Annotated in this window: 17 protein-coding genes and 1 pseudogene; 15 read left to right on the forward strand and 3 right to left on the reverse strand. The window is 48.8% G+C overall.

All coding sequences use genetic code 11. The features are described 5' to 3' along the window. The 3 genes and pseudogenes from HMPREF2871_RS09710 to HMPREF2871_RS09720 form a co-directional block, all read right to left on the reverse strand. Positions 1-184, reverse strand: a pseudogene (locus HMPREF2871_RS09710) (transposase); the annotation flags it as partial. A 181-nt stretch (positions 185-365) separates the two neighbouring features. After that, positions 366-1,130, reverse strand: coding sequence for a S24 family peptidase (locus tag HMPREF2871_RS09715; protein ID WP_239665344.1), 765 nt, complete (start codon positions 1,128-1,130; stop codon positions 366-368). Positions 1,131-1,503: 373 nt separating this feature from the next. Beyond that, on the reverse strand, positions 1,504-1,962 hold the full coding sequence (locus tag HMPREF2871_RS09720; protein ID WP_049343900.1) for a hypothetical protein: 459 nt from the start codon (positions 1,960-1,962) through the stop codon (positions 1,504-1,506). Positions 1,963-2,030: 68 nt separating this feature from the next. Here HMPREF2871_RS09720 and HMPREF2871_RS09725 point away from each other — a divergent pair, with 68 nt between their 5' ends. From HMPREF2871_RS09725 to HMPREF2871_RS09780, 15 genes are all read left to right on the forward strand, one after another. Then, positions 2,031-2,288 carry a helix-turn-helix domain-containing protein gene (locus HMPREF2871_RS09725; protein WP_049226745.1) on the forward strand — a complete coding sequence of 86 codons (258 nt, stop codon included), beginning with the start codon at positions 2,031-2,033 and terminating at the stop codon, positions 2,286-2,288. Then, positions 2,285-4,486: a Mu transposase C-terminal domain-containing protein gene (locus HMPREF2871_RS09730; protein ID WP_049343898.1), complete on the forward strand. Its 2,202-nt coding sequence runs from the start codon at positions 2,285-2,287 to the stop codon at positions 4,484-4,486. Before HMPREF2871_RS09725 ends, HMPREF2871_RS09730 begins: the two co-directional genes overlap by 4 nt. Positions 4,487-4,548: 62 nt before the next feature. After that, entirely contained in the window at positions 4,549-5,268 is a 720-nt protein-coding gene (locus HMPREF2871_RS09735) for an AAA family ATPase (protein WP_049343896.1), read from the forward strand. After that, positions 5,265-5,834: a LexA family transcriptional regulator gene (locus tag HMPREF2871_RS09740; RefSeq protein WP_049343894.1), complete on the forward strand. Its 570-nt coding sequence runs from the start codon at positions 5,265-5,267 to the stop codon at positions 5,832-5,834. The genes HMPREF2871_RS09735 and HMPREF2871_RS09740 overlap by 4 nt, the downstream gene beginning before the upstream one ends. Continuing rightward, positions 5,827-6,174 carry a hypothetical protein gene (locus HMPREF2871_RS09745; RefSeq protein ID WP_049343892.1) on the forward strand — a complete coding sequence of 116 codons (348 nt, stop codon included), beginning with the start codon at positions 5,827-5,829 and terminating at the stop codon, positions 6,172-6,174. The genes HMPREF2871_RS09740 and HMPREF2871_RS09745 overlap by 8 nt, the downstream gene beginning before the upstream one ends. Position 6,175: 1 nt before the next feature. After that, complete coding sequence (locus tag HMPREF2871_RS09750; protein ID WP_070588118.1) at positions 6,176-6,418, forward strand: toxin PIN; 243 nt, start codon at positions 6,176-6,178, stop codon at positions 6,416-6,418. Positions 6,419-6,445: 27 nt separating this feature from the next. Continuing rightward, positions 6,446-6,685 (forward strand): hypothetical protein, encoded by a 240-nt coding sequence (locus HMPREF2871_RS09755; protein ID WP_049343822.1) that lies wholly within the window; start codon positions 6,446-6,448, stop codon positions 6,683-6,685. 99 nt (positions 6,686-6,784) lie between these two features. Continuing rightward, a complete protein-coding gene (locus HMPREF2871_RS11910) occupies positions 6,785-6,940 on the forward strand; it encodes a hypothetical protein (protein ID WP_168162045.1) in 156 nt (51 codons plus the stop codon). After that, on the forward strand, positions 6,937-7,059 hold the full coding sequence (locus HMPREF2871_RS12170; protein ID WP_256388732.1) for a hypothetical protein: 123 nt from the start codon (positions 6,937-6,939) through the stop codon (positions 7,057-7,059). The genes HMPREF2871_RS11910 and HMPREF2871_RS12170 overlap by 4 nt, the downstream gene beginning before the upstream one ends. 77 nt (positions 7,060-7,136) lie before the next feature. Further along, positions 7,137-7,730 carry a DUF7168 domain-containing protein gene (locus HMPREF2871_RS09760; protein ID WP_239665342.1) on the forward strand — a complete coding sequence of 198 codons (594 nt, stop codon included), beginning with the start codon at positions 7,137-7,139 and terminating at the stop codon, positions 7,728-7,730. An 85-nt stretch (positions 7,731-7,815) separates the two neighbouring features. Further along, entirely contained in the window at positions 7,816-7,983 is a 168-nt protein-coding gene (locus tag HMPREF2871_RS11915) for a hypothetical protein (RefSeq protein ID WP_168162675.1), read from the forward strand. Continuing rightward, complete coding sequence (locus tag HMPREF2871_RS09765; protein WP_049343824.1) at positions 7,983-8,474, forward strand: methyltransferase domain-containing protein; 492 nt, start codon at positions 7,983-7,985, stop codon at positions 8,472-8,474. Before HMPREF2871_RS11915 ends, HMPREF2871_RS09765 begins: the two co-directional genes overlap by 1 nt. Further along, the gene (locus HMPREF2871_RS09770; RefSeq protein ID WP_049343825.1) at positions 8,471-8,668 is read left to right on the forward strand and encodes a hypothetical protein; all 198 of its coding nucleotides are present in this window, start codon (positions 8,471-8,473) and stop codon (positions 8,666-8,668) included. The genes HMPREF2871_RS09765 and HMPREF2871_RS09770 overlap by 4 nt, the downstream gene beginning before the upstream one ends. Next, a complete protein-coding gene (locus HMPREF2871_RS09775; RefSeq protein ID WP_049343826.1) occupies positions 8,665-9,021 on the forward strand; it encodes a hypothetical protein in 357 nt (118 codons plus the stop codon). The genes HMPREF2871_RS09770 and HMPREF2871_RS09775 overlap by 4 nt, the downstream gene beginning before the upstream one ends. Then, a partial coding sequence (locus HMPREF2871_RS09780; RefSeq protein ID WP_083307496.1) for a hypothetical protein occupies positions 9,018-9,437 on the forward strand: 420 nt, incomplete at its 3' end. The genes HMPREF2871_RS09775 and HMPREF2871_RS09780, both read left to right, overlap by 4 nt.

The raw sequence follows: 9,437 nt of genomic DNA on the forward strand, positions 1-9,437 counted from the left end.
TGCGGTGGGCTTTGCGCATAATGCCGTCCAGCAACCGATGTTCTTCCAGATGTTGCCGGTTTTCCTCACTGTCATAGCCTTTGTCGGCATAGACGGTCATATCTTTGGGCAGTTCTTCCAACAAAGGCGACAGGTGTTTGCACTCATGGGCATTGGCGGGGGTAATGTGCAGTTTCTCGATATAGCTGTGGGGTGGTGTTAGTTTTGTCATAGATATATAACGTGGAAAAAATGCAGAAATTATTGAGAACATGAAGATATTTAAAAAATAGGGGAAAATTTTAGAATTGCGAAAAAAGCGCGAAATCTGACAGTTTTTTGTCAGTTTCGCGCTTTTTTTGTCATGGGAATTATCGGGAAGTTGTTTATTTTGATATGCCGCAGCTCCAGAGGTATTTGCCGAGGATTTGGAAGTCGGCGGGGGTGGAGGCAGACAGGGTTAGTTGGGTTGTCGGGTAGATGGATTTATTTGGGTTGTCGCTGATGATGTTGAGTGTATCGGCGGTCAGGCGTTGCAGGCGTTTGACTCGGAGTTCGTCTTGTTGTCGAAACAGGTAGATTCCTTCACGGGTGTAGCGCGTGGCGGTTTGCCATAGGACGGTGCCTTGGTCGATTAGGGTTGGAAACATGCTGTCCCCGTCGATACGGGTACAGAAGCAGTCTGCCGGCGAGAGTTGCAGGTGTTTGAAGAAGGCGGTTCGGAACCACATGGCTTCGGGGTCGGTGTCCCACGGTATTGCGCCGCTGCCTGCGCTGGCGAAGACTTCTTTGTAATAGCGGACGGGTACGATGTCGCGCGTATCCTGACGTGCCGCCCAGTCTGCGTAATCCATATTTTCGATATGCGCTACATCGGGTTGAGTGTTGCGGACTTCAAGCGGTGTGTCTGTTTCCGCGCCATCTATCAAATGGAGCAAGCCTTTTTGTTCCAATTCATCAATAACATAAGGAGGAAGAGGGTAGATTCTTTTAACACCTTTCTTCCCACCTTGTGAAGGTGCTTCTTCATATTCCCAATGTTCTCTTTCTGCCCTGTATTGAATGGCGCGTGTTGTATTCGGCAGGCTTATCAGATTCAACTGGGTAATCAAATTCTGAATTTCAGAGATGCTGAATTTTGGCTCTTTCATTTCCATGCTCCAATTAAAAACATGGAAAAAATCTTAGAAATTATTTTCATATTTAAAACAATCACTTGTCAAAACAACATAGGAAAGCATGGAAATTTTAGTTGCGAAATAATTTCCAAGTTATATAATTTTAAAAACAGCGAAACGGCAACTTTAAAACAGTATAACCGATTTTGCAGTGTTCTTTAACAATTTGGAAATAGCCAAAAAAATGACGGGTATTCGGCCCGTCAGGAAGGAGACTGTTTAACAGGTCGTCTGAAACGGTTCGGACGACCGATTAAACGGTTTTGGTTGAATTTTGTGGGCAAAGCCCACGCTACACACTTTTATATAGAAAGGAAATGAAAGATGAAATACGAAAAACCAGGCATCACCCCTTTTGCGAATGACGGTTTAGGGCTGCCATTTCCGCACCCGCATCAAATGCGGTGGGCGGGAAGAGATTCAAACGGGCGGCTTCGTCCATCAGAAGCTCAAAGAAATCTGCTGAAGGCTCAAGCGCGCCTTTTTTCGAGCAGGCGTCTGCATAACCGTATCGCAACAGCAGGGTATGCAGCAGCAAACCGTCTTGCAGCCGCAGCCATTGGGCATAAACAAATAGCGGGTAGTGTTCGGGGTAGGCTGCTATGGTTTCTTGCCGTGATTTGCCGCCAGCCTTATAAGCTGCAAATGGCACGCTATGTTCGTCAAGCCATGATTGGTAAGTGTCCCAATCACTGATGAAACCACTGACGAAACGGTGCTGCTCGGGGTCGAGCCGCCACCAGTCGTCAGCCAGATCGTAGAGCTGGGCAATGCTTAAATACTTGGACGTTTTATATTCGGACATGACGTTATCCTCAATGTTAATGGGAACGTCATTTTTATATATAAGATGATGAAAGGCAATAAAAAGAGATGAACGGTATGCATCCTGAAATGATACGGGCGGAAATCAAAATGAAGGGACTGTCGCTTGCCGATGTGGCTGCGATGGCAGGTATAGGCGAAAGCACAGTGCGTCAGGCTTTGAGAAAGCCGTCGACTGCCGGCGAGATGGCGATTGCGAAAGTGTTGGGCAAGCCCTTGTATGAGCTGTGGCCTGAACGGTGGACGAAAGACGGGCGGCGCATCCGCCCCCGCTATGCTTATTTATATAAAGAGGCGGCAGCATGAAAACGCATTATTCGATTTCCGAGTTATTGGAAATGAACTTGGAAAAATTTCCTAAGACGAACAGAGCAATCTTATATAAGGTTGAACGAGAGAAGTGGTCTTTTATTGAAGCCTCTTGTCAGGGTGGGAAAAACGGCAAACGCCGCGAATATGCACCGCCCCCAGAGGTGTTGAAACTGATTCAGGCGAAGAAGCTGAACGAGGTTTTGGGCGGTTTGTCAGATTTGCCCGCCCCCCTGTCTTCTTATGAAGAAAAAGGCGGCGAGGAGGCGGGGCTGCCCTCTCCCGATGTGCGAGGGGGACAGCTTACCATCGGCGTTGCGGACGGCTCGACGGAGCAACAACGGCTGTGCGAATCGGCACGACGCGGGGTTTTGTCTGCGGTCGAGCTGGTAATGGCGGAATCGGGTGTGTCGAAGGAGGCGGCGATGACGACTGTTTTGACGCAGGCGAAGATGCCTGGCTTCGAGCATATTGCGAAGCTGTTTTCTTTGGCTGCCGACGGGCGCGGCGGCGGTGGGAAGCTGCCGAGCGTACGGACCATCAAGCGGTGGTTTGCGGCGCGGGAATCTAACAGCCTCGCGCCGAAATCTAGAACCGAGGATATGAACGTCCCGTCTTGGCTGCCTGTGTTTTTGGAATGCTACCGGCTGCCGATGAAGCCTTCTGTTTCTGAAGCTTACCGCTTGTTTGTGAACAGGCTGGAGGCTTTGCCCTCTCCCCAACCCTCTCCCACGGGGAGAGGGGGCGATGTGCCGAGTATCCATCAGGTGCGCCGGTGGTTGGGCAAGCTTGGCAATGTGGAGCGTGAACGCGGACGACGCGGCGCGCGGGATTTGAAAAATATCCTGCCGCACAAACGGCGCGATTTCCTGCACTTGAAACCTGCCGCCATCTACACCGCCGACGGTCATACGTTTGATGCGGAGGTGTTGAATCCGTTATCGGGGCTGCCGTTCAGACCTGAAATTACGACGGTTTTGGACGTTGGCACAAGACGGTGTATGGGCTGGAGCGTGGGGCTGGCGGAAAGCCGGTTTACCGTGCTTGAGGCTTTAAGCCACGCGAGCCGCGCGGCCATCGGTGCGCTTTGGTATGTGGACTGGGGTCGTGGCTTTGAAAACTTGATGATGACGGATGAGGCAACGGGTCTGATGGGCAGGCTGGGTATGACGATGACGCATTCGCGGGCTTATAACTCGCAAGCGAAGGGCGCGTCGGAACGCAGCCATAATATTTTCACACGGGCGGCGGCGAACCTGCCGTCTTTTGTGGGAAAAAATATGGACGACGAGGCGCGGCAGAAGCTGTTTAAGTTGTCGCGTAAGGAAGTCCGCCTGCACGGGAAGATTTTGAATTCGCCGATTCCTACTTGGGATGAGTTTAAGGGCTATATCGAACGGGTGGTGGACGAATATAACGACCGACCGCACCGTTCGCTGCCTAAGTTTACCGACCGCGATGGCAAACGCCGGCATATGTCGCCTAATGAGTTTTGGGCTTTGAAGGTAGCGGAGTTTGGCGAGCCGCCGAGGGTGTCGCCGGAGGAGGAAGGGTATTTGTTCCGACCGCAGGTAATGCGCACGGTACGGCGCGGGGAGGTATCGCTGTTCGGCAATACTTATTATTCCGCCGAATTGATGGAGTTCAACGGTGAAACGGTCAGGGTCGGCTACGACGTGCAGGACGCGCTTTGGGTTTGGATATACGACGATGTCGGACGCCTTATCTGCAAAGCGGAATGGCATGGCAACTCGACGGATTATATGCCTGTCAGCGTCTTGGAACGCGCGGAAGACAAACGCAACGACGAGCGTCTGAAACGCAACGAGCTGCAACAGCAAAACATCCTGAAAGAACGCCGCGTACCGACCATCGAACATCAGGACTCGGTCAATATCGGGGGAATGGTGTTGGGTATGGCGGAAGTCAAGAAGAAGGCTGCTTTACTTTCGCAACTCCGAAGCCGTGAGGATGATTTAACGGTCGAGGCTGTGGAAGTGAAGGCGGTTGCGATGCCGTCTGAACCGGAAACGGCTGCGGGCTGGTCGGTACCGTCCGAAGCATCGGAGCGGTTTGCGCTGTATCAGCGGATTTGCGGTCAGGCGGATTTGCCGCCGCAGGCGCAAAGATGGCTGGAGCGGTATCCGCAAAGCAATGAGTATAAGGCGTTGTCCAAACGGGCGATGCTGGCTTGATTTCAGACGACCTTTCGGGGTTTAAAACAAGGTTTATTCACTACTTTAAAAGGATTTTAAAAATGAAAATTGCAAATATCAACAATCTGTCTTTGGTCTCCGTTGCAATGGAGCGTTTGGTCAACCGTCAGGACGGTTTGCCGGGTTTGGGTGTGTTGTACGGCCCTTCGGGTTTCGGTAAGACGACGGCGACGGTGGCGGTGGCGAATGAGACACGCGCTTACTATGTCCAGCTGCGCAGCGCATGGAGCAAAAAGACGCTTTTGGAAAAAATCTGCTTCGAGATGGGCTTGCCGCCTGCACGGACGGCGGCGGGTTGTTTGGATGTGATCTGCGAACAGTTGGCCGCCAGTCAGCGTCCGTTGATTTTGGATGAGGCGGACTATTTGGTTACGCATAAGGGATTGGTCGAGCTGGTGCGCGACATCTACGAGGGCAGCCAAGCCCCGCTGATGTTGGTGGGCGAGGAGATGTTGCCGACCAAGCTGAAGAAATTCGAGCGTTTCCACGGTCGCGTGCTGGCTTGGGTACCTGCGCAGCCTGTCGATTTGGCAGACGCGGAAGAGTTGGCGAAGGTTTACGCGCCTGATTTGACGTTTGAAAAAGATGCGCTGTCTTATTTGGTGGATTTGGCGCACGGCTCGGTACGCCGCGTAACGGTCAATTTGGTCAATCTGTTGGAGCTTGCCAACCAGCAAGGCTTGGATACGGTAACGCGCGAGATTTGTGCGAAAGCCGACCTGTACAAGGGCGAAGCACCTAAACGCGGGGTCAAATTATGAGCATGACGACATTGACGAAGCCCCGCAACCGCCGACAAGAGATTTGGAACTGTCTGCGGGGCAATAAGGACAGGCTTCAGACGGTCTCTGAAATCGCCAAAGCCTGCCAACTGAGCGGGAATACGGTGTACGCGTATCTGAAAGCTCTTAATAAAGGCGGGTTTGTGTCGATACAGAAGGGTTCGGACTTTTGCAGACCGTACGGATACCGACTGGAGCGGGATGCGGGTGTTGATGCGCCCCGCTTGTCTGATGACGGTCAGCCGTTGAAATGTCCGGTAACGGAAGCCTTGTGGCGGACGATGCGGATTTTGAAAACCTTTGACTTGGACAGCCTGACGGCCCACGTCAATATGACACACCCTGTCAGCCGCAGTATGGCCAAGGTTTATGCTCAACACCTTGAAGCGGCGGGTTATCTGAAAAATACGGGCAACGCTCGGAAAAAATCGTTTGTCCTTTTGAAGAATACAGGGTCGAAAGCACCGCAGCTTCTGGCTGTCAGAGAGGTGTATGACCCAAATATAAACGAAATTGTATTAAGGGAGGTTCCTGATTATGAATGAAAAAGATTATATGAAAGAAGATTGGTACGCGGTTTTGAAGGAAGAGGTCGAGAAAGACGGACTGATGAAGACTGCGGCAAAACTCCGATACAGCGCGACAAGCATCAGTCTGATTTTGAACGGTAAATACAACGGCAAGCCAGACAAAGTTGCTGCGAAAGTGGCGGATGTATTTCGCAAGGTGATGTGTCCGTTTGAAGGTCGGCGGATGGAACGAGCCGAATGTATTGAAATCTCTCTCTCCCCCGCTCCGACGCATAACCCTATCAAAATGCAGCACTGGCGGGCATGTCAAAAGTGTGAAATTAAACCATGCGAAAAGCGTAAAAAGGTTGGCTGAAATGAGACACGAATATGCGGTACACGCCGGAGTCTATGAGGACACTTGGCACGATTATGAAACCCATAAACGGCGGAAGATTTGGCGGGCTGATGTACGCGGCAAGCGGAAAGAAGGCTTCGCATGGTTGCAAATTCGCCGACTGCGGAAACGCTTCGAGAGCAAAGAGGAAGCCAAGGAATGGGCGGCGCAGGTTAAGGCGGATTGGGTACGCAATAATTTTTTTGCCTTGAAAAAATATTAAGTAATTGATTTATAAGGAAATAGGAAAATGTCTAATTTGTTTTGCGAACGGAAAACCAAGTGGATCGGTTTGGCTTTTTGGTTGTTGTTTTGGGCGGTTTTGGTGGGAACGATGCTGCACAGCTGCTCTAAGCCGGTGGTGTCGGCGGCAAAGTTGGAAATGTCGCGCCGCGAGCGTCTGGCGGATTTGGAGGCAAAAGCCTTGGGCGAGCAATACGAGTCGATGAGTACGGAAGAAAAAATGAAAGGTATTGTTTATGAGCGATAAGCCATTGAGCCCTACGGCGAAACAAGAGGCTTTGGAACGTGCGCTTAAGGAAATCCGCGCGAAATATGGCGATAAGGCGATTGTGAAAGGATGTGTGAAATGAGTTTTGGACGACGTAATACGGATTGGCAGGCTTGGGGACAACACCGCAGGCGTGCGACGGCGCGAATGGCGCAAAAAAATAGAGAGCGTGAAATCGAGGAATATCAGGCGCGTTTTAAACGGCCTGCCGAGAAGAAGGAGGAGAAAAAATGATTTGGTTTGTTGTCGGATTGGCTGTGTTGGTGTTGCTGGGGATTTGGCTTGAAATGCTGGCCCGAATCGTTGTGTTGCACATGATAGGCAAATGCCATGACGGGTATGACGACAATTAAAACGGTAAGGCGTTGATGTTGCTCTATATTTTTTTGCCTTATTGAAAATGTAAGGTATTGATTTAAAAGGATTTAAGATGAATAAAGAGAAAGTCTTAGACAAAATCAAGAAATGCTTGGCTTTGAGTAAGTCGGCAAATGAACACGAGGCCGCACAGGCGTTAAAGCAAGCGCAGGCTTTAATGGAGAGGCATGAAGTCAATGCTGTGGATATTGCTTTATCTGAAGTCTCTGAACAAAGAGCTGATCGGAGAATGGCCTTTAAATTAGCAGATTGGCAATGGGGCGTTGCAAATATGATTGCCGATATATTTGGGTGCCAATCTTACCAACGTGGGAAGACGATGATGTTTTACGGCATTGGAAATAGAGCAGAAATCTCAGCCTATGCCTTTGATGTAGTTTATCGGCAGATTTCTGCCGAACGCCGCAAATTTTTAAAAAACTGCCGAGCAAGAAAGCAAGCACATAGAACTTATCTTGCCGACCAATTTTGCAATGGTTGGATTATGGGTGCTTGGAAGATAGTCAAAAAATTTGAGATGTCCGATGAAGAAAAAGCCGTTATGGACGGATACAAAAAAAAGAACTTCCGGACATGGTCGAAGCGAAAACAAGGGATGCGAAATCATCAATTCTCCAAGGGTCAAAGATGGAATATGGGGCATTAGCTCAAGGAATGGAATCGGGTAAACAAGTGCAGTTACATCATGCCATGAATGGTACAGACGGCGTGAAACAAATTGGAGAGCAAAAATGAATCAAAAAGAAATTGCAGAATGGGTCGAAGACCGTGGCGAGCTGATGATCATGAAGAAGGACGGTGAAGGCTTTGTAATCGTTGCGCGTGCGCCGGACGGGATGTGGAAAACGGCGGAGGCGGAAACTTTGGCTCAGGCGATAACTTTATGGGAGGAAGCGTGATGAAGGTATTAGACCCGTGTTGCGGCAGCCGGATGATGTGGTTCAATAAAAATAACCCTGAAGCTGTTTTCGGCGATAAACGCAAAGAAATCCATCTACTGAAAGACCGGAAATATCTGCGCAAACTGGAAATTAATCCCGATGTGGTTATGGATTTTACAAATATCCCTTTTCCTGACAACACGTTCGCAGTAGTGGTTTTCGATCCGCCTCATTTACAAAGAGCGGGAGAAAAATCTTGGCTTGCAAAAAAATACGGGGTGTTGGGCAATGAGTGGAGAGAAGATTTTCGTAAAGGGTTTGCTGAGTGTTTCCGGGTATTGCGTCCTGACGGCATATTGATTTTTAAGTGGAGTGAAAATCAAATCCCTGTGAAAGAGATTCTTGCTCTGACTAACGTAGAACCACTTATTGGGCACGTTAGCATGAAGCATAAGCAAAACCAAACACAGACACATTGGATAACGTTTTTGAAGGAAGAAGCGTCATGAGCATTGGAATGATGATTTATCTCTTGATCTGCGGGCTGATTGGTTTGGCACTGGTGGTTTTGGCACTGATGAGCCTGATTGAAAACTGGTTTAAGCAGCGGACTAAAGCTGTTGTTTTGGATGCCTGCGGTATGTTTTTTGGGTTGATTGTTGTCCTTGTGGCGTTTTTGGCGATTCTTGGGGTGGTTAAATGATTGAAATCAGAAGTAAAAACTTTATCGCGTACAACGCAAGTGAAAGTGTTTTGGAAAGCATCATCAAGGATGTTTTCACGGGGTTGATGTTGAGTTTTTGTGTGTATATCAGCCATTGGTCAGCCTCAGTGTTTTGGACATTTATCAGCGGTTTGATGTTTTTGTCTTATCTGGGCATTAAGTTGGGCAGGTTGATTCGTGACAAGCGAACTAAGTTTGAAACTTGGTCAGAGCTTAAAGCATGGATCGATAAACAAGCTGAACTTGAAAATCACTTGGCAGGTAATGTTCAGATTGTAAAAGGCAATGGAAATGTACAGGCTGGTGGTGATGTTTGGAAGGATAAACAATGAACATCAAAAAATTCAACCCGAAAAAAGACCCTAAATACATTGACTATATTTTTCGATTTTTGAAGAAAAAATCCAAACTGATTGAAACTTTAGGAGCTTATCCACGAATTGTTAAGTTTAAAGATGGATTTGACTGGTATATCGGCTGGTTTATTGATGACGGTCTTGAAGATTTTATTGGCAGCAGGATTTGTTACGGCTCCGAAAAAGTTGAGACTTTTTGTTTTGTTAGAACCACTGAAGCGGAGGTTGTCGCTGAAGTCAAATGGAATGAATACGAACGTGTCGGAGTGTGTGCATTAACTAAATGGCATCACAAATGGGTCTATGCCAATAAACAATCACGCAAATGCCGACACTGCGGAAGATGGGAACGGAAAGTCGTCAAGACCGTTAAGACGGTTGAACGTCGAACA

Source organism: Neisseria sp. HMSC067G12, assembly GCF_001812725.1.
Classification (GTDB): Bacteria; Pseudomonadota; Gammaproteobacteria; order Burkholderiales; family Neisseriaceae; genus Neisseria; species Neisseria perflava.

What these genes read in the sequence shown, in the direction of transcription:
- HMPREF2871_RS09715 (WP_239665344.1), bottom strand. Translation starts at nt 1,130, where the DNA reads ATGAAAGAGCCAAAATTCAGCATCTCTGAAATTCAGAATTTGATTACC.
- HMPREF2871_RS09720 (WP_049343900.1), bottom strand. Translation starts at nt 1,962, where the DNA reads ATGTCCGAATATAAAACGTCCAAGTATTTAAGCATTGCCCAGCTCTAC.
- HMPREF2871_RS09725 (WP_049226745.1), top strand. Translation starts at nt 2,031, where the DNA reads ATGAACGGTATGCATCCTGAAATGATACGGGCGGAAATCAAAATGAAG.
- HMPREF2871_RS09730 (WP_049343898.1), top strand. Translation starts at nt 2,285, where the DNA reads ATGAAAACGCATTATTCGATTTCCGAGTTATTGGAAATGAACTTGGAA.
- HMPREF2871_RS09735 (WP_049343896.1), top strand. Translation starts at nt 4,549, where the DNA reads ATGAAAATTGCAAATATCAACAATCTGTCTTTGGTCTCCGTTGCAATG.
- HMPREF2871_RS09740 (WP_049343894.1), top strand. Translation starts at nt 5,265, where the DNA reads ATGAGCATGACGACATTGACGAAGCCCCGCAACCGCCGACAAGAGATT.
- HMPREF2871_RS09745 (WP_049343892.1), top strand. Translation starts at nt 5,827, where the DNA reads ATGAATGAAAAAGATTATATGAAAGAAGATTGGTACGCGGTTTTGAAG.
- HMPREF2871_RS09750 (WP_070588118.1), top strand. Translation starts at nt 6,176, where the DNA reads ATGAGACACGAATATGCGGTACACGCCGGAGTCTATGAGGACACTTGG.
- HMPREF2871_RS09755 (WP_049343822.1), top strand. Translation starts at nt 6,446, where the DNA reads ATGTCTAATTTGTTTTGCGAACGGAAAACCAAGTGGATCGGTTTGGCT.
- HMPREF2871_RS11910 (WP_168162045.1), top strand. Translation starts at nt 6,785, where the DNA reads ATGAGTTTTGGACGACGTAATACGGATTGGCAGGCTTGGGGACAACAC.
- HMPREF2871_RS12170 (WP_256388732.1), top strand. Translation starts at nt 6,937, where the DNA reads ATGATTTGGTTTGTTGTCGGATTGGCTGTGTTGGTGTTGCTGGGGATT.
- HMPREF2871_RS09760 (WP_239665342.1), top strand. Translation starts at nt 7,137, where the DNA reads ATGAATAAAGAGAAAGTCTTAGACAAAATCAAGAAATGCTTGGCTTTG.
- HMPREF2871_RS11915 (WP_168162675.1), top strand. Translation starts at nt 7,816, where the DNA reads ATGAATCAAAAAGAAATTGCAGAATGGGTCGAAGACCGTGGCGAGCTG.
- HMPREF2871_RS09765 (WP_049343824.1), top strand. Translation starts at nt 7,983, where the DNA reads ATGAAGGTATTAGACCCGTGTTGCGGCAGCCGGATGATGTGGTTCAAT.
- HMPREF2871_RS09770 (WP_049343825.1), top strand. Translation starts at nt 8,471, where the DNA reads ATGAGCATTGGAATGATGATTTATCTCTTGATCTGCGGGCTGATTGGT.
- HMPREF2871_RS09775 (WP_049343826.1), top strand. Translation starts at nt 8,665, where the DNA reads ATGATTGAAATCAGAAGTAAAAACTTTATCGCGTACAACGCAAGTGAA.